Source organism: Streptomyces sp. NPDC044003 (genome assembly GCF_056435185.1).
In genome coordinates this window covers 81,507-106,051 of record NZ_JBWKFA010000002.1, presented here as the reverse complement: position 1 = coordinate 106,051, position 24,545 = coordinate 81,507, and the positions used below count along the sequence as shown (strand labels likewise).

The window sequence follows — 24,545 nt, the reverse complement described above, 5'->3', positions numbered from 1 at the left end:
ATGCGTTCCGCCCAGCGCAAGATCTCAAAGAACCGGCGCCGTTCACTCCAACGGGGGATGACCCGGCCAACCACCATCGAAAGCCGGCCCAACAGTCCCCGACCCGCCGAGACAGGCGCTTCGCATGCGGCTCCGGCGGGCGCATTGTGAGCGCCATGAAGACCGAGAACGTGTCGAGGACGGTCCTGGCGGCCGGGGTGGGCGCGGTGCTCGCGGCGACGGCGCTGCTGTACGTCCCGGAGTTCGCGGGGCAGGGCCCGGCGGAGCCGCCCGGGCCGGCGGAGCGGGCGGTGATCGCGGCCCACGCGGGCGCGCAGGCCTCGCTGCCGGACCTGGCCGCGCTGATCGCCGACCGGGAGAAGTGGCTGCGGGACCACCCGGACGACGAGGCGTCCTGGGCGGAGCTGGGCGCGGCGTACACGGAGCGGGGCGGCCGGCTCGGAGACGTACGGGACTATCCGCGGGCCGAGCGGGCGCTGCGGCGCTCGCTCGCCGAACGGCCCGCCGCGAGCGGCAATCTGGAGGCCCAGCTGGGGCTCGGGGCGCTCGCCGGGGCGCGGGGCGACTGGAAGGCGGCGAAGGAGTGGGGCGAGCGGGTACGGGAGGCCGACCCGCGCCGCTGGCCCGCCTACCCGGTCCTGATCGACGCGTACAACGGCCTCGGGGAGTACAAGGCGGCCCAGAAGGCGATGGAGAGCCTGGAGGGGCTCCACGCGGGCGCGATGGTGCGGGCCAGGGCCGCGCAGACGTACCGCGACCGGGGCTGGCGGGAGGACGCGGACGCGGCGGCCCTCGACGCGGTGGTCCTCGCGGAGACGGACGCGGAGAAGGCGGCGGCCCTGGCGCGGCTCGGGGACCTGGCGTGGGAGCGGGGCGAGCCGGAGGAGGCCCTCGGGCGGTACGGGGCGGCGCTGCGGCTCGTACGGGACCACGGGCCCTCGCTCGCGGGCCGGGCGCGGACCCTCGCGGCCCTCGGCCGCACGGAGGAGGCGGTGCGCGGCTGGACGGCGGCCCTGGCCCGGCTGCCGCTGCCGGAGTACCTCCTGGAGGCGGGCGAACTGGACGAGTCGCTGGGCCGGGACGTCGAGGCGCGGGGGCTGTACGAGCGGCTGCGGACGGGCTCGTGGGCGGGGGCGGAGGTGCCCCTGGGACTCCTGGACGCGGACCACGGCGACCCGGCGGCCGCGGCCGTCCGGATGCGTGCGGAGTGGGCGCGGGGGCACCGTTCGGTACGGGCGGCGGACGCGCTGGGCTGGGCGCTGCACCGCTCCGGCGCGTCGAAGGAGGCGCTGGGGTACGCGAAACGGGCCACGGAGGAGGGGCTTCGCAGCGCGCTCTTCCTGTACCACCGGGGCGAGATCGAACGGTCCCTGAACCAGCCGGGCCCGGCCCGGCGGCACCTGGAGGAGGCGCTGCGGATCAACCCGGAGTTCTCGCCGCTGCACGCGCGGCGGGCGGAGTCGGCTCTGGCGGCGCTGGGCGAGCTCTCGGACGAACTCCCTCCGGAACTCCGCCGCGAACCCATGAAGCCGGCGCTCGCACGGCGCCCCTGAACGGGGTCCGGCCCACCCCCCGTTGTGGGCCGGCCCCCAGCCTGCGTGGGCGTGGGCATGCGTTCCGCCGGGGCGATGCCCACCCCGTTGTGGGCATGCGTTCCGCCGGGGCGGAACGGGTGGGCACAACGGACCCGCGCCCTGCCGGCGCCAGAGGCTTCCGCGCCCTGACCCGCACCACGTTGCGCGCCGCCGCTGGGGTGCGGGTCCAGGCGCGGAAGGCGGGGCGCGGCCAAGCGCGCCGTCCCGTGTGCCCACCCGTCCCGCCCCAGCGGGACGATTGCCCACACGGCGGTGGGCGGGGGCACCGCCCGCAACAGGGTGAGGGGGCCCGGGGTCAGGCTCCGGGCCCCCTCACGCGTGGTGGCTACAGGTTGCCGCGCTTCTCCTGCTCGCGCTCGATCGCCTCGAACAGCGCCTTGAAGTTGCCCTTGCCGAAGCCCATCGACCCGTGCCGCTCGATCATCTCGAAGAAGACGGTCGGACGGTCCTGGACCGGCTTGGTGAAGATCTGCAGCAGGTAGCCGTCCTCGTCGCGGTCGACGAGGATCTTCAGCTCGCGCAGGGTCTCGACGGGCACGCGGGTCTCGCCGGCCCACTCGCCGAGGGTGTCGTAGTACGAGTCGGGGGTGTCGAGGAAGGAGACACCGGCGGCCCGCATCGCGCGCACGGTGGCGACGATGTCGTTGGTGGCGAGGGCGATGTGCTGGACGCCGGCGCCGCCGTAGAACTCCAGGTACTCGTCGATCTGCGACTTCTTCTTCGCGATCGCCGGCTCGTTGATCGGGAACTTCACCTTGAGGGTGCCGTCCGCGACGACCTTCGACATGAGCGCCGAGTACTCGGTCGCGATGTCGTCGCCCACGAACTCCTTCATGTTCGTGAAGCCCATGACCTTGTTGTAGAAGGCGACCCAGTCGTTCATCTTGCCGAGCTCGACGTTGCCGACGCAGTGGTCGATGGCCTGGAAGGTGCGCTTGGCCGGCGGCTCGACGATCGGGTTCGCGGAGACGAAGCCCGGCAGGTAGGGGCCGTCGTAGCCGGAGCGCTCGACGAGGGTGTGGCGGGTCTTGCCGTACGTGGCGATGGCGGCGAGGACGACGGTGCCGTTCTCGTCCTTCAGCTCGTACGGCTCGGTGATGCCGGTGGCGCCGTGCGCGACGGCGTAGGCGTACGCGGCGCGCGCGTCCGGCACCTCGATCGCCAGGTCGACGACGCCGTCGCCGTGCTCGGCGACGTGCTCGGCGAGGAAGCGGCCCCAGTCGGTCGCGACCTTGATGACGGAGGTGAACACGAAACGGGCGGCGCCGTTGGTGAGGACGTAACTGGCGGTCTCGCGGCTGCCGTTCTCCGGTCCGGAGTAGGCGACCAGCTTCATGCCGAAGGCCGTGGAGTAGTAGTGCGCGGCCTGCTTGGCGTTGCCGACGGCGAAGACGACCGCGTCCATTCCCTTGACCGGGAAGGGATCGGCCTCACGCGCGGTGGAAGGGGTGTGATCGATGGTCTCAGTCATGGCAGCAATGTCCCGCCGTTCGGCAAGGTGCGCAAGAGTTTGCTGATCTACTGGTCAATCTGCACAGTGACCGGCGAGTATGGTCGTGCGACTTGTACATCCTGACTATGGGGAGACCGCTGTGGCGATCGATCATTTGGACGGCCGGCTGATCGCGCTCCTCGCGCGCGAGCCGCGCATCGGGGTCCTGGAGGCCTCGCGGCGCCTGGGGGTGGCGCGCGGCACGGTGCAGGCCCGGCTCGACCGGCTCCAGGCGAGCGGGGTGATCCGCGGGTTCGGCCCGCAGGTGGACCCGGCGGCGCTCGGCTATCCGGTGACGGCCTTCGCGACCCTGGAGATCAAGCAGGGGCAGGGTGCGGACGTGCGGGGCCATCTGGCGACGGTGCCGGAGGTCCTGGAGCTGCACACGACGACGGGCCACGGCGACATGCTCTGCCGGCTGGTCGCCCGCTCGAACGCGGACCTCCAGCGGGTGATCGACAAGGTGGTGGCCTTCGAGGGGATCGTGCGGGCGTCCACGGCGATCGTGATGGAGAACCCGGTGCCGCTGCGGATCATCCCGCTGGTGGAGCAGGCGGCGGAGGGTGAGCCGACGACGTAGGGCCCGACATCGACCGTAGAGTTGCAAAGAAGTCTCTGCAAAAAACCCTTGCAGAGACTTCTTTGCAACTCTACGGTGAAGCCATGCCCGAAGAGCAGCCCGAGACGCAGCCCGACCCGCAGCCCGAGACGCAGCCGGACACGCAGCCCGCCGAGTCCCTGAGCCGCACGCTCGACCCGCGCTCCCTGCGCGCCCTCGCCCACCCCCTGCGCATCCAGCTGCTGCGCGCCCTGCGCCGCTACGGGCCCGCCACCGCCTCCCAACTGGCCGAGCGGCTCGGCGAGTCCAGCGGGGCCACCAGCTACCACCTGCGCCAGCTCGCCGCCCACGAGTTCATCGTGGACGACCCGACGCGCGGCAAGGGCCGGGAGCGGTGGTGGAAGGCGGCCCACAGGGGGACGCACTTCGACGAGACGCTCCACAGGAACCCCGACCCCGAGGTCCAGGGCGCCCTCGACGTCGTCATGCACGAGATCGCGACCATCCACACCCAGGAGCTGTCGACCTGGGTCGCCACCCGCCACACGTGGGACGACGCCTGGGCCGGCGCCTCGGACTTCAGCGACTTCAGGCTGAACCTCCCGCCGGAGCGGCTGCGCGAGCTGAACGAGAAGATCCACGCGCTGATCGACGAGTACAGCGCCACCTCCGACCCCGACGCGCCGGGCGCCGAGCGCGTACGGATGCACCTGCACGCGTTCCCGCAGCACGACAACTGACGGAAGGAACCACGGCATCATGCACGCCGACATCCACCTCCAGCTGCACCACCTGAACGCCGCCGATCTCCACCACGCCGCCGAGAGCCGTGTCCCCGCCTCGGTCTCCCCGCCCCTCCGCGTCCAGCTCGGCTGGAGGCTCGTCGAGCTGGGCCTGCGCCTGGCGACTCCCGCGCGGCAGCCGATCGCCTTCGCCGCATGACCGCGCCGGGGGGACACACAGCGGGTACGACGCACCGCGACCGCACACCACTGGCCACCGTCCTGGCCGCCAACGCCATCTCGATCAGCGGCAATTCACTCACCCTCATCGCCGTCCCGTGGTTCGCCCTGGAGACCACGGGCAGCCCCGGCAAGGCCGGCTTCGTGGCCTTCTGCGCCGCGCTGCCCGTCCTCCTCTCCGCCCTCGTCGGCGGCCCCGTCATCGACCGGATCGGCCGCCGCCGGGTCTCCATCGCCTCCGACCTCGTCTGCGCCCTCGCGCTCACCGCCATCCCGCTGCTCAACCACGCCGGCGTGCTCCGGTTCTGGATGCTGTGTGCGCTGATGGCCGTCACCGGCCTCTTCCACGCCCCCGGCGAGACCGCCCGCAACGTCCTCACGCCCGACCTGGCCGAGCGGGCCGGCACCCCGCTCTCCCGCGCCACCAGCTTCTACGACGCCGTCTCGCGCGGCGCCCGGATGACCGGAGCCGCGCTCGCCGGCCTGCTCGTGGCACTCCTCGGCGCCGACTCGGTCCTGTACATCGACGCCGCGACCTTCGGTGTCTCCGCGCTCCTCGTCCTCCTGGGCCTGCGCGGCATCCCGTCCGCCGAACCGGTGCGCGGAGCACCGCCGTTGTCCCTGGCCGTCTACCGGGCGGATCTGCGCGAGGGCTACGCGTTCATGCTCCGCACCCGGCTGCTCCTCGGCGTCAACCTCATGGTGATGATCACCAACGGACTCGCCCAGAGCTGGAGTTCGGTCCTGCTGCCGGTGCACGCCCGGGAGGAGCTCGGCGGTTCGGCGGCGCTCGGTCTGCTCGTCGCCGTCTTCGGCGGCTCCGCCCTCGCCGGCGCCCTGCTGTACGCGGCGGTCGGCCACCGCTTCCCCCGCCGCCCGGTCCTCACGGTCGGCTTCCTCCTCTGCGGCGCCCCCGTGTACCTGACGGCGGCCCTCACCGACACCACCCCGCCCCTGCTCGTGGTGATGGCGCTCGGCGGCCTCGGAGCCGGGGTGCTCAACCCGATCCTCGGCGCGGTCTTCTACGAGATCGTCCCCGAGGGGCTGCGCAGCCGGGTCGGCAGCGCCAGTACGGCCAGCGTGCTGCTCACGAGCCCGCTCGGCGGACTCGCCGCCGGCTTCCTGGTGGAGCGGATGGGCATCACCACCACGTTGCTCGGCCTCGCCGGGGTCTACTTCCTGGCCACGCTCTGTCCGGTGGTCTTCCCGTCCTGGCGGGCGATGGACGCGCCCCGTGACACACCGGCCGCCGGCAAGGGCGGGCTCAGCAGGACGGAACCTTCGACTCCTGCCCCTGTTCCAGGGCCCGCAGGGACGCCACCGCGTCGCTGAGCGTGGTCACGGGCACGAGCCGCAGGCCCTTCGGCTGCTCGGCCCGGGCGTCCGAGCACTCGTCCTTCGGTACGAGGAAGACGGTCGCCCCGTCCCGGGCCGCGGCCTGCGTCTTGAGGGAGACCCCGCCGACCGCCCCGACCGTGCCGTCCGGGTCGATCGTGCCCGTACCGGCGACGATCCGGCCGCCGGTGAGGTCGCCGCCGTCGAGCTTGTCGACGATGCCGAGGGAGAAGAGCAGCCCGGCGCTGGGCCCGCCGATGTCGGCGAGGTGCAGGGTCACCTTCACCTGCTTCGGGTCCATCTCGAGGTACCCGAGGGCGGCGAGGGTGGCGTCGTCCTGCGACTCCTTCATCTGCCCGAGGTTGCGCTTCTCGATCTCCTCGTCGGACTGCCCCGAGGGGTAGACGGAGTCGTGCGGCAGGACGGCCCGGTCGGTCCGGAACCAGGCGTCGGTGACGTCCGCGAGGTCCACGTCCGTGGACGGCCCGGTCGCGAGGATCGTCGTCATCCGCAGCTGGCCCGTCGTCGGATGGACCGGGGCGCCGGTGATGGTGATGACCTCCTTGCCCTGGTCCTTGCCGAGCACGTCGGCGGTCGTGCCGGGCTGCGCGATCGCGTACGGCAGCGGCGCGAGCCCGACGACGGCGAAGAGCGCGGCGACGGGCAGGGCGCACAGGGCGAGGGCACGGGGACGGGAGAGGCTGGAGAGCACGCCCCCAATCTACTGGGGCGCGCGCCGGTCCCCGGCCTGGGCGCGGTTACCGGCGACCGGCGGCCGGCAGGCGGCGGGCGAAGAAGGACCGCACCCCGTGCCGTACGAGGGCCGTGGCCGCCGCCGGGTCTCCCGCCCCGACGAGCGCCGCCCTGGCCTCGGCGGTGACGAGTCCGGCGGCCTGGAGCTGCGGGACGAGGTGCGCGTAGTCGCTGAGGACCCAGTGGTCGGCGTCGGGCAGCAGGACCCGGCGGGCCGGGACCCCGGTCCAGGAGCGTACGAGCCGGTCGGCGAACTCGAAGCCGTCCGTACGGAACATCAGCAGCGGCCGGTCAAGGCCCGCCACGAGGTCCGGGTCCAGGTCGAGGTACCCCTCCAGGTTGACGCCGGCGGTGATCCGGCCGTCGCCGGCCAGGGCGTGGACGGCGGCGGTGCCGCCCGCCGAGTGCCCGTACACACCGATCCGGTCGAGGTCCATGACGGGGGCGAGGGGCAGCTCCCCGAGCCGGTCGAGGACGAAACGGAGGTCGGCGACCCGGGTGTCGATCATGGTGCGGAAGGTCGCCGGGTCGGGGTCGCCGCGCAGGATGGTGACGCGCATCCCGCTCGGCAGCTCGACCTGGCTGGCGTCGCCCGGGTGGTCGACGAGGACCACGACCCGGCCGTGGCTCGCGAGGTCCTCGGCGAGGGTCGTACCGAGGGTGCGGGAGTCGCCGCCGCCGGGGGTGTAGAGCAGCACGGGGCGGCGCCCGGGGAGCGGGGGCACGTCCACGTGGCCGTGGGTGAGGACCGCGCCCCAGTCGACGCCGGTCTCGGGAAGCCCGGGGTGCACGCGGGAGGCGAGGAAGGCGAAATACCCTGCCTCGTCGGGGGTGAGCTGCGGGGCGCGCGGGAAGCCGCGGACGGTACGGGCCGGGTACAGGACGCTGATCTTCATCTCGCGTACGGCGGCGGGCTCCCAGGGGTCCTGGCGGGCGGTGTCCGTCAGGACGAAGGTGCGCAGGCCCACGGGGTGGGGGCCGGTGGGCGCGGGCAGCCGGAGCGCGGCCGGTCCTTCCGCGGCCCGGGCGGCGGAAGGGCCGAACAGGACGGCGGCGGCACCGAGGAGGGCGCCCTTGGCGACGGTACGGCGGCTGGGTGCGGAGTGCGGTGTCATGCACGGCATCCTTGGGCGGGGCGGGGAGGACCGCGAAGGTTCAGCCTGTACCCGAAAGGCTGGCGCACGGGGGAAGGCCGACGATTGCTGCGCATCCACTTCACGGCGGAGGACTTCACCCGGGTGCGGTTCGCGCCCCGGCCGTCGCCCGTGCCCGAGCTGCACGCCGCCCTGATGATGCTGGGCGCCCCGCACGAGGGGCTGCTCTTCGGGCGGTGGCGGGGCAGGCTGCTGCGCGCTCTGCCGGCTGCGGCCGAGCCGCTCGCGGACCTGGTGCCGGGCGGGGTGGCGCCGTACTTCCTCGACGTCCTCGGCGAGACGCGGGAGGAGGGCCTCGAACTGATCCGCTCGGCCCGGCCCGAGTTCGTACGGTCGGAGCTGGAGCGGGTGTACGCGGGGCAGGGCGCGGCACCGTCGTGGGTCCGGGGCCTGCACGCCGGGAGCCCGGAGGCGTGGCGGCTGGTGGAACGGGCCCAGCGGGCGGCGTACGAGACGGTGCTCGCGCCCGTGTGGCCGCTGGTCCAGGACCTGCACCGGGCGGAGTTCACCCGGCATGCGCTCGTGGTGGCGGAGCGGGGGCTCGGGGCGGCGCTGAGGGCCCTGTCGCCGGGGCTGCGGGAGGGCACCTGGGAGTGGCCGGGAACGCCTCGTGACGTCCACCTCGCCGGACGGGGCCTGATCCTCCTGCCCACCTTCCACTGGCGGGGCGGGCCGCTGGTCCAGGACCTCCCGGGCGAGCCGGTGGTCCTGACGTACCCGGCGGGCGGGGGCCTGCCGCCGGCCCCGCCGGGCATGTCCGGCGAGGACAACCTGGCCGGGGTCCTGGGCAGGACCCGGGCCGAACTCCTCAGGTCCCTGACGGAACCCCGCACGACGACGGAACTGGCCCGCTGCCTTGGCGTCAGCAACGCGACGGCCTCGGCCCATGCGCAGGCCCTGCGCGCGGCGGGCCTCCTGACGACGACCCGCACGGGCAAATCGGTCCACCACGCCCCAACGCCCTTGGGCACGCTTCTGAGGTCGTAGCCGCGCAGCTGTGAGCGTTCCGCAGGGGCGGTGCCCACCCCCGTGTCAGGTGCGGGCCCGCCCCGTTGCCGCGTGCTCTAGCGCAGCGCGTCGGCGACCTCTCGCGCCGCGTCCACCACCCGCGGTCCCACCCGCTCCGGCACCGCGTCCGCCAGCATGACGACGCCGACGCTGCCCTCGACGCCCGTGACGCCGACCAGTGGCGCGGCCGCGCCGCTCGCGCCGGCCTCCAGTTCGCCGTGGGTGAGGGTGAAGCCGGGTTCGGTCAGGCCGCCCTGCCGGGCGGCGAGGATCGCGCGACCGGCAGCGCCCCGGTCGAGCGGGTGGCGGAAGCCGGCCCGGTAGGCGACGTGGTAGTCGGTCCAGGTCGGTTCGACGACCGCGACGGCGAGGGCCTCGGCCCCATCGACGAGGGTCAGGTGGGCCGTCGCCCCTATGTCCTCCGCGAGCGAGCGCAGCGCGGGCAGCGCGGCCTCCCGCACCAGCGGGTGGACCTGCCGGCCGAGCCGCAGCACGCCGAGGCCGACGCGGGCCCGCCCGCCGAGGTCGCGGCGGACGAGGGCGTGCTGCTCGAGCGTGGCGAGGAGCCGGTAGACCACGGTCCGGTTGACGCCGAGTTTGTTGGACAACTCGGTGACCGTCAGGCCGTGGTCGGTGTCGGCGAGTAGTTTGAGGACTCTGAGTCCCCGGTCGAGCGTCTGGGAGGTCTCCGCGGTCACGACGCCCTCTCCTTCGAGGTGAGTGGCGGCGGATCTCTCACGGAGTTGCGGCGCCGGTCCCGCGGCGACGCACGTCAGAGGCCGCCGGCAGGAAGGGGTACACCGGCTGCGCTCCGCGGCGGCGCTGCCACGGGGCGATTGCTTGTGAGCCGGGACAGTAGCGGCGCGCTCCGCTCAGCGGAAGACCTCGTCCAGAATCCGGGCGCAGGCGGGCGGATCAAGACGGTTCGGGACTTTCGTCGGTCGGACGTGGGACTTTGGCGGACAAGATCGGCTATGTCGTGCCCGTAGCGTGGAGGCGGCCGGAGGCCGACCGTGGGGGCCGGTCTCCGGGCCCGCTCCCGCCCCGCGGGATGCCCGAGGCCCGTACGCTCCCCGGCGTACGGGCCTCGCTGTCGTCGTAGGAACTCACCGCATGCGCGTGGCCCACTCCTGGACCTTCTTGATCCGTTCCCGGATCTGTCCGGCCGTCGCCTCGGCGCTCGGCGGCCCGCCGCACACCCGCCGCAGCTCGGTGTGGATCACGCCGTGCGGCTTGCCGCTCTGGTGGACGTACGCACCGACCATCGTGTTGAGCTGTTTCCTCAGCTCAAGGAGCTCCTTGTGGGAAACGACGGGCCGTCGTTCCGCCGGAAGCTCCAGGAGGTCCGCCTCGGTGTCCGGCTTCTTGCGGCTGTGCGCGATCTGCCGGGCCTGGCGCTTCTGGAGGAGCAGCTGGACCTGGTCGGGTTCGAGGAGGCCGGGGATGCCGAGGTAGTCCTGCTCCTCCTCGCTGCCGGGGTGGGCCTGCATGCCGAACTCGGCGCTGTTGTACAGCACGCGGTCGAAGACGGCGTCGGACTCCAGCGCCTCGAAGGGCAGCATGTCCTGCTCGCCGGTGTCCTCGTCCTGCTGGCGCTCGGCCTCGGCCATCTCCTTCTCGGACTCGGCGTACGGGTCCTCGTCCTCGCCGGCCTTCTTCGGCCGGTCGAGGACGTGGTCGCGCTCGACCTCCATCTCGTTGGCGAAACCGAGGAGGCTGGGGATCGTCGGAAGGAACACGGACGCGGTCTCGCCGCGCCTGCGGGATCGCACGAAGCGGCCGACGGCCTGGGCGAAGAAGAGCGGGGTCGAGATGGTCGTCGCGTACACGCCGACGGAGAGGCGCGGCACGTCGACGCCCTCGGACACCATCCTGACCGCGACCATCCAGCGGTCGTTGTTCTCGCTGAACTCGTCGATGCGGTTCGAGGCGCCGGTGTCGTCGGAGAGGACGACGGTGGCCTTGGTGCCGGTGATCTCGCGGATCAGCTTGGCGTACGAGCGGGCCGAGTCCTGGTCGGAGGCGATGACGAGGCCGCCGGCGTCCGGGATGGACTTGCGGACCTCGGTGAGCCGCTGGTCGGCGGCGCGCAGGACGTTCGGCATCCAGTCGCCCTTGGCGTCCAGGGCGGTGCGCCAGGCCTGCGAGATCGCGTCCTTGGTCATCGGCTCGCCGAGGCGGGCGGCGATCTCGTCGCCGGCCTTGGTGCGCCAGCGCATGTTGCCGCTGTAGGAGAGGAAGATGACCGGCCGGACGACGCCGTCGCCGAGGGCGTTCCCGTAGCCGTAGGTGTAGTCGGCGGAGGACCGCCGGATCCCGTCGTTCCCCTCCTCGTACGTGACGAAGGGGATCGGGTTGGTGTCGGAGCGGAAGGGCGTACCGGTGAGGGCGAGGCGCCGGGTGGCGGGCTCGAAGGCCTCCAGGCAGGCCTCGCCCCAGGACTTGGAGTCTCCGGCGTGGTGGATCTCGTCGAGGATGACGAGGGTCTTGCGCTGTTCGGAACGGTTGCGGTGGAGCATGGGCCGCACGCCGACGCCGGCGTACGTGATCGCGATCCCGTCGTACTCCTTGCTCAGCGGTCCTGCGCTGTAGTCGGGGTCCAGCTTGATCCCTATCCGCGCCGCCGCGGCCGCCCACTGCTTCTTGAGGTGCTCGGTGGGGGCGACCACGGTGATCTGCTGCACGACGTGGTGGTGCAGCAGCCAGGAGGCGAGGGTCAGGGCGAAGGTGGTCTTGCCGGCGCCGGGCGTGGCGACTGCGAGGAAGTCACGGGGCTGCTCCTGGATGTACTTCTCCATCGCACCCTGCTGCCAGGCTCGCAGCTTGTTGGCGGTACCCCAGGGGGCCCGTCCTGGGAAGGCGGGAGAAAGGTGATGGGAGGAGGTGGCGGTGGTAGTCACGATCTCCGGTTCGACGTTCGTCCAGATATGACAACCGGGCCACCTTACCGGTGGCCCGGTCGGAACCTCGTACGAAACGGGGTGGGGACGAGGCGGTTGCGATTCAGCTCACGTGGTGGTCGATCAGCTCGCGCAGCCCTTGCGCGATCGCCTTCACCTCGTCGGCCTCGCCGGTCGCGACGGCGATGACCAGGCGTTCCGCCGCGTCGATGTCGGGGCGCAGCTGGACCCCGTTCATGGCCAGGAAGGTGACGCAGGACAGCCAGGCCGTGCGCTTGTTCCCGTCGATGAAGGGACGGTTGATCGCGAGGGACTGGAGCAGCGCGGCGGCCTTGTCGAGGAGGTCCGGGTAGGCCTCCTCGCCGAACATGGCGGCGGACGGCCGGTGCACCGCTGATTCCAGCAGCCCCGCGTCGCGTACGACGACCTTCTGGTCGTCCACCGCGTGCTCGGCAACGAGCAGAACGTCCTCGGCCGAGAGATAGACGCAGCTCACTTGAGCCTCTCCATGAGCTCATGCCACTTGGCCGCCTGCTCCATGGCGGTCTTCCGCACGATCGCCTGCTGGGCGGTACGAGCGAGGTAGTCGTCCACGGCCTGGAGCAGTAGGGCGTGCATGCTCGTGCCCTCCTGCTCGGCGCGCAGCTTGAGTGCCTCGGTCTGGTCGTCGCGAAGACGCAGGTTCATGGCCATACCAGAACGGTACCACTCCATGGGGCCAGAGTGGTACCGACGAGACTGGGCCCTGCGTCCGCCGTCAGGCCTCACCCCCCACCGGCCTCCCATGCAGCCTGGTCGCCACCCACGCCCCCGCCGCCGCCACCCCCGCCATCGGCAGGAAGACCGCCGCGAAGGCGGCCGGGTGGGAGCCGGTGGTGGCGCCGGCGTCCATCGCGTGACCCACCGCGCCGCCGCCGAGGGCGCCGAAGGCCGCGCCGCCGGCCGCGAGCAGCAGGACGTTGGAGAGGCCGTCGGAGATCTGGAGGGCGGCCGAGTTCGCGCCGACCTCCTCGGGGGCGGAGAGCTTCATCAGGAGGACGCTCGTCGAGGAGATCACGGCGCCCATGCCGAGGCAGCCGAAGGCCCAGGCCACCGCGACGACCCAGACGGGCACGGACGCGATCAGCACGCTGGGCGCGGCGGCGATCGCGAGGGCGACGAGGACCATGCCGAGGACGGTGAGCCGCTCGCGGTACGGCTCCGTCCACGGCCGGGCCTGGATCCAGGAGCCGAGGGCCCAGGTGAGGCCGCCGAGGGCGAGGGAGAAGCCGGCCAGGGTGGGGCTGAGGCCGCGCTGGGAGACCAGCATCAGCGGGATGAAGGACTCGGCGGCGATGAAGGACCCGGCGGCGATGCCGCGGAGCAGGATGACGGACGGCAGCCCGCGGGCGGCCCGGTAGGTGCCGTGCGGCAGCAGGCCGCGGACGGCGGGGACGAGGAGCGCGAGGCCGGTGGCGGCGGGCAGGAGGGAGAGCCAGCGCAGTTCCTGCCCGGCGTACTGGAGGAGCGCGGCGCCCGCCGATATGGACAGGGCCAGCAGGATCCGGCGCCGGTCCCAGGGCGCGAGGGGCGCGGCCGGGTCGGCGGGGCCGGAGGCGGTGCGGCGGATCGCGGGGAGGGCGAGGGCCAGCGGGAAGACGACGAGGGCGGGGATGCCGACGAAGACCCAGCGCCAGCCGAGGTGCTCGGTGATCGTCCCGGAGGCGAGCGGTCCGACGACGGAGGGGACGACCCAGGAGGCGGCGAAGGCGGCCATGATCGCGGGCCTGAGGTGTTCGGAGTAGGCGCGGCTGACGATCACGTACAGGGCGACGATGACGAGGCCGCCGCCGAGGCCCTGCACGGCGCGGCCGAGGATGAACTGCCACATGGCGCCGGCGGTGCCGGAGAGGAGCAGTCCGGCGGCGAAGGCGCTGATGCCGGTGGTGAGGGGGGCGAGCGGGCCACTGCGGTCGGACCACTGGCCGGCGAGGACCATGCCGAAGAGGCTGGTGGTGAAGTACGCGGAGAAGGCGAAGGCGTACAGGGGGATGCCGTCGAGCTCACGGGCGGCGACGGGCATGGCGGTGCCGACGGCGGTCGCCTCGAAGGCGATGAGCAGGACGACGGAGACGATGCCGATGCTGAGCGCCCGGTGGTCCGGGTCGAGGACGGACCCCTTGGTGTCGTCGGGTGCGGCAGGGGGTCCGGGGGTGGGGGCGACGTCGGCGTCGCGGGGTTCGAGGGCGCTCATTCCCCCAGAGTAAGAGGCGATCGCAAGGTTGGCTCCTGTCAGGAGTCCCGGGTGCCCTCGGCCCATGGACGTACGACCACGAACGGAATGTTGCGGCCGTGTGGCAGTCGCATGGCATGCCCCCGGAAACCCTTGAGCCCCTCCCGGCCCCGCCCTACGGTCGTACTCGTGCACAACACGACCGTGTGCCCGAGTGGTTGAGGGGCTCGCCTGCAAAGCGAGTTACGTGGGTTCGAATCCCGCCACGGTCTCTAAGCGATCTTCCTTACGGGATCTTCACAACACCTCGCAGAGTGTGCGACAGTCCGCCCATGAACGCTCAGGGCGGACGCAGACTCGGCATCCTCATCGGCGTGGGCCTCGCATGCGGCCTGCTGCCCGGGATCACCTTGGGCGGCGCGGAGACCGTCGACACGGTCCTCGCCGTCCTGATGGCGGCCGTCGTCATGACGGTCCTCACCCAGGTGATCTTCATAGGCCCGTCGGGCCGCGTCCCGCTCCCCGCCCTCCTGGCCTTCGGCCTGGCCGGCTTCGTCCAGGACGCCCTGATCTGGTGGCTGCTGTCCTGGCTGGGCCCGAAGATCGGCTACCTGCACGTCGAGGGCCTCGCGACGATCCTCCTCGCGGCCCTGATCACCCGCGCGACGGTCCTGCTCCTGTCCCAGCTGTCCCCGGCCGTCGAGACGGCCGAGGACTGAGCGTCTCCCACACCCTCCGTCGAGACGGCCGAGGACTGAGCGTCTCCCACCGCTCCCGCACCCTCAGGGCAGCAGCTTCTCCGGCAGGGTGACCTTCTCGGCGCACCCGAGCAGCTTCCGGGTGTTCTCCGCGACCGCCTTCAGCAGCTGGTCCGTGGGCACGGACCGGGTCGTGCGCTCCGTATCGGTATCGGTCACGGAGACCTGGAGCGGCAGCTCCTCGCCCTGTCCGGGCCGGGTGCCGGGGACCGTGCACGGCATGATGAGGGGGTGGTCGTCGACCCCGTCGGTGAGGTCGATATAGACCCCCTTCGCCACCTCGCGGAAGTCGCGCGCGTGCTTCCCCTCGGTCACGAAGGTCTCGTCGTACGTCGACCAGCCGACCGTGGCGATGACCCAGGCTGTCTTCCCGTCGGCCCGGCCCTTGATCTGGCAGGGATGGTAGGTCGACCGCACGAGCTTGTCCGTGTCGGGATTCCACACCTGCGCCTCGGCGAGCATCCGCTGCTTCATCTCGGTGAGCGAGCGATCGCGCGGCTGGAAACTCTCCCCGAAGTCGGCACGGAGCGCCTCGACGTTCCGCTCCCCGAACACCTGCCCGCAGTTCCTCAGGGCGACCGGGGACACGCCCCCCGAGTGTTCCTCGCCGTCCCCGCCGCCGGAACACCCGCTCAGGACCAGGACCGCCGCCAGGGCGCCGGCAGCGATCCCCGACACCTTCCGCGTCTTGCTCACAGTCCGCCGCCTCACTTGTTCGCCGTCAGGTCGTCGACGCTCTTCGCGCCGGTGTTGTACGAGTACTCGATCTCGCGGATCAGTTCCTGCCGCTCGGTCCGCGTCAGCCCCTGCATCTCGGCGACGTTGAGCGCGGGGACGACCACGGCGCGACGGCCCGCCTGGCGGGCGTCCACGACGGCGGAGTCCGCGTCGTCATCGTTCTTGTACTCGTTGTCCTTGAGGTACTGCAGGGTGTCCGAGGCGTAGTCCGTGCTGACCGCGGAGCCGACGCTCTCCATGATGATCGGGACCGCGGTCGCCGCCACGAGTCCCGCGGCGGGCCCGAGCACGACGGCCGAGCCGACGCCGACCACCGCGGTGACACCGCCGCTGACGGCGGACTTCCGCCACTCGGCCTGCTTCTCCATCTCCAGGTTCTTGGCCTCCTCCTGGTCCTTGAACTCCAGGGAGATGGCGTCGATGCGCGACTCGTCGAGGATGCCGTGCAGCTTGGTCGAGTTGTGGAGGAAGGTGAGCTGGGAGTCCTTGTCCCCCTCCAGCGCCTTCAGACCGCCGGCCTCGAAGACCTGCTGCGCGGCGGAGAGCGTCTTGTACCCGTCCTCGTCGCCCGCGACGGCGTTCATGAACCGGAGGCTCGCGCCCTCACCGAAGTCCGTGCGCGGGCTTCCGTCGCTGCTCACGCCGAAGAGCTTGTCCCGGCCGAGGGCGTCGCCGGAATCACCGAAGTTGTACGTCGAGTAGTTCAGGTCGTCGATGTACGCCGCGCCCATCCGCCCCAGGCTGTCCATCAGCGACTTGTGCTGGTCGCGGAGCTCGGTGTTCGTCCCGTACGAGTCGATGACCTGCTTCATGATCTCGGCCGACTTCTCGTCGCGGTGCAGCTGGGGGTCGGGGTCGTCCCAGCCGTGGCCCGTGGTCGCCGCCTCCAGGGCGTGGCCGAGGGCGTCCGGCATGTACGCGGCGGTCTTCTTCCAGTCGTCCGGGTTGTGGCCCTCGACGTCCGGGAAGAACTCGTACTCCTTGTTCTGGAAGTAGTCGAGATAGCCCTTCTGCGCCCCGTCCTTCTTCGGGTCCAGGTCCACGGTCCCGCCGACGCTGCCGTCCACGTTGTAGGACGTGGGCTCCTTGGAGAAGTACTCCTTCGCCGCATCCGGGCTGTGCCCGAGCGCCTCCAGCATCGAGTTCATCGGGTCGAAGCCGGAGCCGTTGACGCCCGAGGGGTTGTACTGGTTCTTGAGCCAGCCGCCGCCCAGCGGCTTGCTGTCGCCGAACATGTACGGGTCCTTCGCGTGGAGCTGGGTGACGTGCTCCGCGATCGGGACCAGGAACCTGGGGTCGTAGTTGCCGTAGCGCATGATGCCGCCGAGCAACTGGTAGCCGTACGCCGGGTTGTTGTCGTACTTGGCGAGCGCGATGCGCTCCGTGCCGAGCTTGCGCATGTCCGTGGACCACTTGTCGGTCCAGGCGTCGCCGCCCTGCGTGGCCGTCGCCAGGTTGAAGCCCAGGTTCTTCTGGAGCTCCTGGACGTCGGCGAGGCGCTCCTTGTCGACCTTCGAGTAGTCGTACGTGTCGGTCGACAGCTGCCCGAAGAACTCCAGGGCCCCCTTCGGGCCGAGCCCGTCGTAGAAGGCCCGGGAGAACTCCTTGGAGCCGCTGTTGTCCTTGAGCAGCTCGTTGAGGCGCATCAGCTCCTCGTGCGAGATGTCCCGGCCCCTCTTGGCGAGGTCGACGGCGCGCTGCGCCTCCTCGGCGTCGAGGCTGGTGTACTTCGGGGCGCTGAAGTTGTGCTGGTCGCCGGTGATATCGGCCTTGAGCGCGTTGGAGCAGGACACGTCGGCGTCGTCGCAGGTCTCGACGATCGCGTCGATGCGCCGCTGCATCGCCTCGATGTCGGCGCGCTCCTTGCGGACCATCTCCTGGAAGTCGGGGTCGTGCCGCATCCCCTGGTCCTTGGTCTGCGACAGCGGCTCGACGGCCTCGACCGTGCCGTCGGACCTCACGCGGAAGCCCTTGGCGGGGGCCTCCGTCTCGACGATCTTCTTGAGGTCGTCCTTCGCCTTCTTGAAGGCGTTGTAGCCGTCCTCCAGGACCTTGTGGATGCCGTCGGCCGCCTTGGCGGCGTCGCCGAACTCCTTCGCCGTCTTGTCCACGAAGGGCTTGGTGACCTCGGCGTTCACCCCGCGCCAGTAGTCGTCCCTGGCCTTCGCGGCCATCGTCGACTGCGCGTCCTGGGCGAGCGTGTCGAGCTTGCCCTTCATCGCGGCCCAGTCGTCGGCCGCGGCCTTCATCTTGTCGAGCGGCGCCTGGTACACGTTGTCGAAAGTCAGCACAGCAGGTCCCCCGCCTACTTGAGGTACTCGTTGATCTTGGAGGCCGAGAGGGCCGCCGCGATGTCCGCCTCTTCCTTGGCATGCGAGGCCGCGCTGTAGTCGAGGTGATTGGAGATGTTCGCGCAGGCGTCGAGCAGCGTGTTCAGCTGCGAGCTCCACGTCTCCTGGACGGTCGTCAGCGCGGAGCCGGTGAGAAAGCCGTGGCTGGACAGGCCCGTTCCCGCCTCCGTCGTGCTGGTACGGGCGTGGTTGCCGTCCTTGACCAGCCGGCCGTGCAGGGCGTACGCGGCGCCGCCGATCGCGCCGAGCTTGTCCTGGTCGACGCTCAGATCGGCACTGCCACCGCCGCCACCGCCGGGCTCCGGGGCGACCTGATTGAGCCTCATGCTCACGTCGGCGGCCGACGTGGCCCGTGCGGACGCCCACTCCGTTTCGAACGACATGCTCTCCCCCGCTGCTCCCGTGACAGTGCCAGTGCCAGTGCCAGTGCCAGTGCCCGTCCGTGGTGATCGTTCCGGCTTCGCCTCAGCAAGTTTCACGGCCGGGGAAGCACCGCGATGGTAGCCCTCGGGCGCCCGTTCGAGCACTCCTCGCCGGGAAATGGCCGCTGGTTCGAGATCGACGCAGTGTCCATGCGGGCGCTTCACCTTCGCAACTCGGACAGCCCGGACGTTCCCGACCCTGGACCGGCCCGGGAACCGGCCTCTGGACCGACCGGGGACCGACCGGGGACCCCCCTCTGGACCGACCGGGGACAGGCCCCGCGCCCCCACCTCGATAGGCTCCTCCCGCCCCCGTCGTCACGGGGCGCCGGAACAACGGGGGGACGTACAACGTGGAGCAGTCGCGCACGCGGGAGGAATCCGCGCGCCGGATCGGCCCGTACCGGCTGATCACCCGCCTCGACCCGCCGGGCCCGGCCGTACCGGCCCGCCGCTTCGTGGCCCGTACGCAGGACGGCGAGCGCACGGTCCTGCTGAGCGCCCCGCTGCCCGGCGCCGACCCGGCCCGCTTCGCCACCGAGGCCGACGCGGCCCGCCGCCTCCTGGGCCCGTGGATCGCTCCGGTGACGGACCTGGCGGCCCCGGGCGAACACCCCTGGTACACCACCCCGTACCTCCCCCTGCTCCCCCTCCCCGTGGCCCTCGCCGTCCATGGCCGACCGCTGCCCGAGACGACCGTACGGGCCATGGGCACCGCCCTCGCCGAAGCACTCGCCGCCGCGCACGGACAGGGCCTCACGCACGCCGGGGTCTCCCCCGCCGCGGTCCTGCTCACCGCCGACGGCCCCCGGCTGAGCTGCTTCGGCGCGGTACGGGCGGCCGCGGCCGACGGCGAACCGCGCACCGGCCTGCCGGGCCTCGACCCGGGCGCACTCGCCCCCGAGCAGGCCTCCGGCGGACGCCCGCGCCCGCCGGGTGACGTCTACGCGCTGGGCGCGGTCCTGGCGTACGCCGCGACCGGCCACACCGTCCCCGAACGTGACGAGCTCCCGCCCGCCCTGCGTCCGGTCGTCTCCTCCTGCCTGGCCCGCGACCCGGCGGACCGCCCGACCGCCGCCGACCTGATGGCGGCCCTGGCGCCACCTACCCCGCACCGGACGATCCTGAACTCGGCCGGCGCGCTCCTCACCCCCGGCTGGCTGCCGGGGAGGGTGGTGGCGGCGCTGGCCCGCCAGTCCTCGGAACTCCTGGCGGCCGAACTCCCCACCGACACCACCTCACGGACCTGACCTCATGCTGTCGCCCCTGACCCACGACGACCCGGCCACCGTCGCCACGTACCGCCTCCTCGCCCGCCTCGGCTCCGGCGGCATGGGCACGGTGTACCTGGCACGGACGCCCGGCGGCCGCACGGTCGCCCTGAAGACGGTGCACGCCCGGCTCGCGACGGACCCGTCCTTCCGCAGCCGCTTCCGCCTGGAGACCGACGCGGCGCGGATCATCGGCGCGCGGCACGGCGCGGCGGTCGTCGACGCGGACCCGCTGGCCGAGACGCCGTGGCTGGCCACCGAGTACGTCCTCGGTCCGCCGCTGGACGACGCCGTCGCGCTCGGCGGCCCGCTCCCCGAACCGACGGTCCGCGCCCTCGGCGCCGCACTCGCCGGCGCCCTCGCCCAGCTGCACTCCTCGGACGTCGTCCACCGCGACCTGAAGCCCTCGAACGTCCTGGTGACCGCGTACGGCCCGAAGATCATCGACTTCGGCATCGCCCGCGCGGCCGGCGACGACCACCTCACCCGCACGGGAGCGGCGGCCGGCACCCCCGCCTACATGTCCCCGGAACAGGCGAGCGGCGAGGAACACACCGCGGCGGGCGACGTGTTCGCCCTCGCCGGCGTCCTCGTCTTCGCCGCCACGGGCCACGGCCCCTTCGGCACGGGCTCCCCCGCCGACCTCCTCTACCGCGTGCGCTACGCCGAACCCGACCTCGCGGGAGTACCGGACCCCCTCCTCCCCCTCCTGACGGCCTGCCTGGCGAAGGACCCGTCGTCCCGCCCCACCACCGGCGTCCTGACGGACCATCTCCACGACGGCCACGGCGAGTTCGCGGACCACCTGCCGCCGCTGCTCCTGGCCGACATCGCCCGCAGGGCGACGGACGTCTGGCTCCACACCCCGCACCGGCTGCCGGCGCCGGCGGGCACCGCCGTGGCCGAGACCGTTCCGAACACCCCCCTCTCCCGCCGCCGCCTGCTCTCGGCGGGCGGTGGCGCCCTGCTCGGCGTAGCGGGAGCGGGCGGGGGTGTGTGGGCATGGCTGGGGTCGCGGAACACCCCGGAGTCCGACGGCGGCACCCCGGCCTCCGCGGGCCCCACCGCGATCCCCGCCGCGACGGCCGCCGACGGGTCGCCGGTGGCCCTGTGGAAGGGCTCGTCCCTCGACCGCGAGGAGGCGACCACGCAATTGCTCGCCGGCGATGTCGTCGGCTTCGCGGAGACCGTCTCCTTCCGGGCACTGGACACGAAGGACGGCCGCGTACTCTGGTCCGACAGCGCGGTCATGGATCCCCGCCAGATCATCACCGACGGCGCGTCCTTCTACGCGTCCGACGGCCCCTACGAGGGGCCGGGTGCCCTGCAGATCCGCACGCTCGACCCCCGCACCGGCAAGGAGACGGCCCCGCAGATCGTCGTCAAGGGATTCGACGGATCGAACTCGGGCACCGAACTCCTCACCGCCTCCGGCGGCATGCTCTTCGCGGCCTCGCGGCGGGGCAAGAAGGAAACCGACCCGGACGCGAACAACACGGGCTGGCACCTGATCGCCGTCAACCTCCGCACCGGCAAGGAGGCATGGCGCCAGGCGTACGAGTGGGACGGCGTCCGCCCCTGGCTCTCCCAGGTCGTCGGCGACCGGCTGATCCTCGGCAAGAACAGTGGCGACCTGGAGTCCTTCGTCGTCCAGGCACGGGACCTGCGCAACGGCCGCCGGCTCTGGCAGCGCAGCATCGCCCTGAAGGATTCCCAGTTCTACAAGCCGGGCCAGCTCGCGATCGACGAGCGGCACGTGTACATCGGCGGTGACCGGCTTCGCGCCCTGCGCCTCACCGACGGCGGGACCGCCTGGGAGTACGGCTCCGGTTCCACCTACTTCGGCCTTCCGGCCGTCGGGCGGAACGACATCATCTACGCGCAGGAGCGGAGGGAATCTCCCGGGCTCGTGGCCGTCCTGGGCAAGCAGGGCACGGTGTTCTGGACGGAGTTCCCCTCGGGCCGTGCCCTGACCCCCGACTACCTCGCCTCCCCCGTGGCCGGCGACAAGTACGTGTACGCCCCCGTCCGCGGCGGGCTGAGCGCGGTCGCGATGTTGTCGAAACGCTCGGAGTGGGTGTTCCCGACCGACGCCAGCCGCTACGTCGTCGACAAGGAACGGACCAGGATCATCGGGGCGGGAGCGACGTCCGTCATGGCCATCCCCTATGCCTGACGGACGACCACCCGGCAGGTCGCCCCGTCCCCGGCCGCCGACCGGCCCACTGCCCAGCCCCCTCCCCTCCACCCCTGCCCCGGAGAGCACCCCGTGACCACACAGCCCCTCGCCACCGGCGACCCGCTCCGGCTCGGCCCGTACCGGCTCCTCGGCGTCCTCGGCGAGGGCGGCATGGGCAAGGTGTACGTGGGTCGGGACGGCGCCGGAGCGCCCGCCGCCGTCAAGGTCCTGCGTCCCGAACTCGCCCACGACCAGCACCTCGCGCAGCGTTTCGTCCGCGAGGCGGACATGGCGCGGGCCGTCACCAGCAAGGGCGTGGCACGGGTCCTCGCCGCGCAGACCGAGGGCGGGCGGCCGTGGATCGCCGCCGAGTACCTCGCCGGGCCGACGCTCGACGAGGCCGTCCGTGCGTACGGCCCGATGGACGTGCCGACGGTCCGGGCCCTCGCCGCCCAGCTCGCGCGAACCCTGCACGACATCCACGTGGCGGGTCTGGTCCACCGCGACCTCAAGCCCGCGAACATCGTGCTCACCTCGACCGGCCCCCGGATCATCGACTTCGGCATCGCGCGCCCCGAGCACGGCCTCACGCTCACCACCACGGGCCAGATCCCTGTCACCCCCGGCTACGGGGCGCCGGAACAGGTCCTCGGGCAGCGCGTCGGCCCGGCCTCGGACGTGTTCTCGCTGGGCGCGGTCCTCGCGTACGCGGCGAGCGGCCGGCGCGCCTTCGACGGCGCGCACGTGGCGGCGGTCCAGTACGAGGTCGTGCACGGCACACCGGACCTGAGCCTCGTACCGCCGGAGCTCCAGACGCTGATCGGCCCGTGCCTGGCGAAGGACCCGGCGTTCCGCCCGGCGCCCCCGCAGGTGGCGGAGGCCTTCGCCCCGCCGAAGGGCGCCGACCGGGCGTGGCGCAAGGGCCCGCTGGCCGAGGACATCAAGCGGCGCGAGACGGCCACGAAGCGCCTGGCGACACCCGAGGACACCGCCGTACCCTCCTCGTCGCCGTCCCGGCGCCGCTTCCTCACCGGCGCGGCCGTGACCGTGGCGGTCCTGGGGACGGGCGGCGGCGCGGGGGCGTGGTGGCTGAGCCGGGGCGAAGGGAAGTCACCGACCGCCGATGTGCCGGCCGCCGTGGCGACCCCGGAGGCCGCGTTCATCTCGGCCATCGACATCAAGCCGGGCGACGTCCCGAAGCCTCTATGGGGGCCTCTCGACGTGACGGCGCCGGAGGGCGAACTCCCCCTTCCTGTACGGGACGTGGTGATCGTCCAGGCGAAGATGGGCGGCCTGCTCGCCCTCTCCGTCACGAACGGCAAGGAACGCTGGCGGGCCGAGGAGATCGACGCCGACGCCGGTTTCGTCTCGGTCGCCGACCGGATGGTCGTGGGCGTCGACAAGGAAGGCGCCCTGAAGGCTTTCGTCGCCGCCACCGGGGCTCCCGTCTGGCAGACGGGCAACGACGTCGACGATGTCCTCGCCGCCGACGACACCCATGTCTACCTGGTGACGAAGGCCAACGAACTCCGTGCCGTCAACGCCTGGACCCTGGCCACGACGTGGTCCCGCCCGATGACCTCACCCCGCTCTCACAACGGCCCGGCGAAGGCGGCCGTGGGCAGGAAGCGGCTCGTGGTCCATGGCAGGGACGGCCGTGTCGCCGCGCTCCACACCGAGAACGGTGAGAGGGACTGGGAGATCACGAAGCAGGGCACCGACGGCCAGGCCCCGGCGATCGGAGAGAACAACACCGTCTACCTCGGCGGCCGCACTCTCACGGCCCGCCGACTCGACCCCCGCGACTTCCTGTGGGAGCAGGAAACCCTCCGCACGTCCTCGTACCACGGCTACGGCACGCCCACCGCTGATGGCGATCTCGTCGTGGCGGTCGACACGTACACCGTGTCCCGCCTCGGCACCATTCCGGAGATCGACCTCCCGGATCAGAAATGGTCCGAGGTGCTGGACGGCTACGGCCCCGGCAGCGTCAACCCTCCGGCCGTGGAGGGCACGACGGTCTGGGTCCACACCCCCGACAACGATTCCGTCCAGGTCCTCCACAAGGTGTCGGGCGAACGCCTCTTCACCGCGACGATGCTGCGTACAGGCTCCTATCAGCTGGCGAGCGACGCCAACCGCGTCTTCATCGCCCGGGGCGGCCGGATCGCGGCGATGCCGGTGTTCGGGGTGTAGGTGGCCGCCTCAGGGCCGCGCCGTCGCCGGTACGCCGCTCACCAGCGCGTCCCCCTCACACCCCAGCTTCGCCGAGACGTCCCGGGCCGCCGCGTTGGCGAGGGTGATCTGTTCGTCCCTGATGCCCGCATGATCGGCCTTGTTCTCGTCGGCCCGCTCCAGCTCGGTTGCGAGGACGATCTCATGGGCCGGCGCCTTCAGCCGGCACGTGAAGTAGATCGAGGCGAAGAGATCGGACGAGGTCGCGAGGCGCCCGGTGGAGTAGGCGGTCACGGACGCCTTCGAGGCCTCGCCCGCGGGAACGGCGAGAGCCTCGCGGAGGGTGATGCTCAGGACGTTCTTCTCGTCCCCGGCCGTCTCCAGCGTGCAGAACGGGATGCCCCGCATCCGCTCCTTGCCGCTCTGCGGCGTCCGCGCGGCCTTCCGCAGCTCGCTGACGACCCTCTCCGGCTCGGACTGGTCGCTCGTCAACCGGACGCCCTTGCCCGCGATGGCCTCGAGGGCCGAGGCCACACGAGGCTCCTTGGCGAATCCACCGCACACCTCCGGGGCCGACCGGCCCTTGGCGGCGGCATCGTCGGTTCCCTTCGTACAGCCGGTCGCCGCCAGCACCAGGGCGACGACCGGAAGCACGATCCTGTGGACTGTGGTGGTGCGCAT

At 72.2% G+C, this 24,545-nt stretch carries 22 protein-coding genes and 1 tRNA gene; 11 read left to right on the top strand and 12 right to left on the bottom strand.

What is annotated here, in order from left to right; all coding sequences use genetic code 11:
• Positions 1–155: 155 nt before the first annotated feature.
• Positions 156–1,553, top strand: coding sequence for a tetratricopeptide repeat protein (locus tag AC07AW_RS07120; RefSeq protein ID WP_478814472.1), 1,398 nt, complete (start codon positions 156–158; stop codon positions 1,551–1,553).
• Positions 1,554–1,920: 367 nt separating this feature from the next.
• On the opposite strand, the gene hppD is transcribed toward AC07AW_RS07120, so the two are convergent.
• On the bottom strand, positions 1,921–3,066 hold the full coding sequence (hppD, locus tag AC07AW_RS07115) for a 4-hydroxyphenylpyruvate dioxygenase (RefSeq protein WP_478814471.1): 1,146 nt from the start codon (positions 3,064–3,066) through the stop codon (positions 1,921–1,923).
• A 121-nt stretch (positions 3,067–3,187) separates the two neighbouring features.
• Between hppD and AC07AW_RS07110 the strand changes: the two genes are divergently transcribed.
• From AC07AW_RS07110 to AC07AW_RS07095, 4 genes are all read left to right on the top strand, one after another.
• Positions 3,188–3,667 (top strand): Lrp/AsnC family transcriptional regulator, encoded by a 480-nt coding sequence (locus tag AC07AW_RS07110; protein WP_478814470.1) that lies wholly within the window; start codon positions 3,188–3,190, stop codon positions 3,665–3,667.
• An 83-nt stretch (positions 3,668–3,750) separates the two neighbouring features.
• Positions 3,751–4,386, top strand: coding sequence for an ArsR/SmtB family transcription factor (locus AC07AW_RS07105; protein WP_478814469.1), 636 nt, complete (start codon positions 3,751–3,753; stop codon positions 4,384–4,386).
• 19 nt (positions 4,387–4,405) lie between these two features.
• Positions 4,406–4,588: a hypothetical protein gene (locus tag AC07AW_RS07100; protein ID WP_478814468.1), complete on the top strand. Its 183-nt coding sequence runs from the start codon at positions 4,406–4,408 to the stop codon at positions 4,586–4,588.
• Positions 4,585–5,940: an MFS transporter gene (locus AC07AW_RS07095; RefSeq protein ID WP_478814467.1), complete on the top strand. Its 1,356-nt coding sequence runs from the start codon at positions 4,585–4,587 to the stop codon at positions 5,938–5,940. The genes AC07AW_RS07100 and AC07AW_RS07095 overlap by 4 nt, the downstream gene beginning before the upstream one ends.
• Here AC07AW_RS07095 and AC07AW_RS07090 read toward each other — a convergent pair.
• Entirely contained in the window at positions 5,873–6,655 is a 783-nt protein-coding gene (locus AC07AW_RS07090; RefSeq protein ID WP_478814466.1) for a YlbL family protein, read from the bottom strand. The two genes, AC07AW_RS07095 and AC07AW_RS07090, sit on opposite strands and share 68 nt — an antisense overlap.
• Positions 6,656–6,701: 46 nt before the next feature.
• Positions 6,702–7,811 (bottom strand): alpha/beta hydrolase family protein, encoded by a 1,110-nt coding sequence (locus AC07AW_RS07085; protein ID WP_478814465.1) that lies wholly within the window; start codon positions 7,809–7,811, stop codon positions 6,702–6,704.
• Between the two features lie 84 nt (positions 7,812–7,895).
• On the opposite strand from AC07AW_RS07085, the gene AC07AW_RS07080 reads away from it, so the two are divergent.
• Positions 7,896–8,837 (top strand): ArsR/SmtB family transcription factor, encoded by a 942-nt coding sequence (locus tag AC07AW_RS07080; RefSeq protein ID WP_478814464.1) that lies wholly within the window; start codon positions 7,896–7,898, stop codon positions 8,835–8,837.
• A 77-nt stretch (positions 8,838–8,914) separates the two neighbouring features.
• Here AC07AW_RS07080 and AC07AW_RS07075 read toward each other — a convergent pair whose 3' ends face one another.
• The 5 genes from AC07AW_RS07075 to AC07AW_RS07055 all read right to left on the bottom strand — a co-directional run bounded on the left by AC07AW_RS07075 (position 8,915) and on the right by AC07AW_RS07055 (position 13,991).
• Positions 8,915–9,556: an IclR family transcriptional regulator gene (locus AC07AW_RS07075; protein WP_041129456.1), complete on the bottom strand. Its 642-nt coding sequence runs from the start codon at positions 9,554–9,556 to the stop codon at positions 8,915–8,917.
• Positions 9,557–9,964: 408 nt separating this feature from the next.
• Positions 9,965–11,761 (bottom strand): DEAD/DEAH box helicase, encoded by a 1,797-nt coding sequence (locus tag AC07AW_RS07070; RefSeq protein WP_478815298.1) that lies wholly within the window; start codon positions 11,759–11,761, stop codon positions 9,965–9,967.
• A 100-nt stretch (positions 11,762–11,861) separates the two neighbouring features.
• Complete coding sequence (locus AC07AW_RS07065) at positions 11,862–12,254, bottom strand: type II toxin-antitoxin system death-on-curing family toxin (protein WP_478814463.1); 393 nt, start codon at positions 12,252–12,254, stop codon at positions 11,862–11,864.
• A complete protein-coding gene (locus AC07AW_RS07060) occupies positions 12,251–12,451 on the bottom strand; it encodes a ribbon-helix-helix protein, CopG family (RefSeq protein ID WP_015033897.1) in 201 nt (66 codons plus the stop codon). Before AC07AW_RS07060 ends, AC07AW_RS07065 begins: the two co-directional genes overlap by 4 nt.
• Positions 12,452–12,515: 64 nt before the next feature.
• Positions 12,516–13,991: an MFS transporter gene (locus tag AC07AW_RS07055; RefSeq protein ID WP_478814462.1), complete on the bottom strand. Its 1,476-nt coding sequence runs from the start codon at positions 13,989–13,991 to the stop codon at positions 12,516–12,518.
• 179 nt (positions 13,992–14,170) lie between these two features.
• Between AC07AW_RS07055 and AC07AW_RS07050 the strand changes: the two genes are divergently transcribed.
• A tRNA-Cys gene (locus tag AC07AW_RS07050) sits at positions 14,171–14,242 on the top strand.
• A 60-nt stretch (positions 14,243–14,302) separates the two neighbouring features.
• On the top strand, positions 14,303–14,689 hold the full coding sequence (locus tag AC07AW_RS07045) for a hypothetical protein (protein WP_478814461.1): 387 nt from the start codon (positions 14,303–14,305) through the stop codon (positions 14,687–14,689).
• A 63-nt stretch (positions 14,690–14,752) separates the two neighbouring features.
• On the opposite strand, the gene AC07AW_RS07040 is transcribed toward AC07AW_RS07045, so the two are convergent.
• Genes AC07AW_RS07040 through AC07AW_RS07030 form a run of 3 tightly spaced genes read right to left on the bottom strand, consistent with a single transcriptional unit; the run spans position 14,753 to position 18,200 of the window.
• Complete coding sequence (locus tag AC07AW_RS07040; protein ID WP_478814460.1) at positions 14,753–15,424, bottom strand: hypothetical protein; 672 nt, start codon at positions 15,422–15,424, stop codon at positions 14,753–14,755.
• 11 nt (positions 15,425–15,435) lie between these two features.
• Complete coding sequence (locus AC07AW_RS07035) at positions 15,436–17,757, bottom strand: hypothetical protein (protein ID WP_478814459.1); 2,322 nt, start codon at positions 17,755–17,757, stop codon at positions 15,436–15,438.
• Between the two features lie 14 nt (positions 17,758–17,771).
• The gene (locus tag AC07AW_RS07030) at positions 17,772–18,200 is read right to left on the bottom strand and encodes a hypothetical protein (RefSeq protein ID WP_478814458.1); all 429 of its coding nucleotides are present in this window, start codon (positions 18,198–18,200) and stop codon (positions 17,772–17,774) included.
• 392 nt (positions 18,201–18,592) lie between these two features.
• On the opposite strand from AC07AW_RS07030, the gene AC07AW_RS07025 reads away from it, so the two are divergent.
• From AC07AW_RS07025 to AC07AW_RS07015, 3 genes are all read left to right on the top strand, one after another.
• Entirely contained in the window at positions 18,593–19,489 is an 897-nt protein-coding gene (locus AC07AW_RS07025) for a protein kinase family protein (RefSeq protein WP_478814457.1), read from the top strand.
• A 4-nt stretch (positions 19,490–19,493) separates the two neighbouring features.
• Positions 19,494–21,686 (top strand): protein kinase domain-containing protein, encoded by a 2,193-nt coding sequence (locus AC07AW_RS07020; RefSeq protein ID WP_478814456.1) that lies wholly within the window; start codon positions 19,494–19,496, stop codon positions 21,684–21,686.
• 93 nt (positions 21,687–21,779) lie between these two features.
• A complete protein-coding gene (locus tag AC07AW_RS07015) occupies positions 21,780–23,885 on the top strand; it encodes a protein kinase domain-containing protein (RefSeq protein ID WP_478814455.1) in 2,106 nt (701 codons plus the stop codon).
• Between the two features lie 9 nt (positions 23,886–23,894).
• Here the strand turns inward: AC07AW_RS07015 and AC07AW_RS07010 are convergent, their stop codons facing one another.
• Positions 23,895–24,545, bottom strand: a complete 651-nt coding sequence (locus AC07AW_RS07010) for a hypothetical protein (protein WP_478814454.1) — start codon at positions 24,543–24,545, stop codon at positions 23,895–23,897.

What these genes read in the sequence shown, in the direction of transcription:
- AC07AW_RS07120 (WP_478814472.1), top strand. Translation starts at nt 156, where the DNA reads ATGAAGACCGAGAACGTGTCGAGGACGGTCCTGGCGGCCGGGGTGGGC.
- hppD (WP_478814471.1), bottom strand. Translation starts at nt 3,066, where the DNA reads ATGACTGAGACCATCGATCACACCCCTTCCACCGCGCGTGAGGCCGAT.
- AC07AW_RS07105 (WP_478814469.1), top strand. Translation starts at nt 3,751, where the DNA reads ATGCCCGAAGAGCAGCCCGAGACGCAGCCCGACCCGCAGCCCGAGACG.
- AC07AW_RS07100 (WP_478814468.1), top strand. Translation starts at nt 4,406, where the DNA reads ATGCACGCCGACATCCACCTCCAGCTGCACCACCTGAACGCCGCCGAT.
- AC07AW_RS07095 (WP_478814467.1), top strand. Translation starts at nt 4,585, where the DNA reads ATGACCGCGCCGGGGGGACACACAGCGGGTACGACGCACCGCGACCGC.
- AC07AW_RS07085 (WP_478814465.1), bottom strand. Translation starts at nt 7,811, where the DNA reads ATGACACCGCACTCCGCACCCAGCCGCCGTACCGTCGCCAAGGGCGCC.
- AC07AW_RS07060 (WP_015033897.1), bottom strand. Translation starts at nt 12,451, where the DNA reads ATGGCCATGAACCTGCGTCTTCGCGACGACCAGACCGAGGCACTCAAG.
- AC07AW_RS07055 (WP_478814462.1), bottom strand. Translation starts at nt 13,991, where the DNA reads ATGAGCGCCCTCGAACCCCGCGACGCCGACGTCGCCCCCACCCCCGGA.
- AC07AW_RS07045 (WP_478814461.1), top strand. Translation starts at nt 14,303, where the DNA reads ATGAACGCTCAGGGCGGACGCAGACTCGGCATCCTCATCGGCGTGGGC.
- AC07AW_RS07030 (WP_478814458.1), bottom strand. Translation starts at nt 18,200, where the DNA reads ATGTCGTTCGAAACGGAGTGGGCGTCCGCACGGGCCACGTCGGCCGCC.
- AC07AW_RS07020 (WP_478814456.1), top strand. Translation starts at nt 19,494, where the DNA reads ATGCTGTCGCCCCTGACCCACGACGACCCGGCCACCGTCGCCACGTAC.
- AC07AW_RS07010 (WP_478814454.1), bottom strand. Translation starts at nt 24,545, where the DNA reads ATGCGCACCACCACAGTCCACAGGATCGTGCTTCCGGTCGTCGCCCTG.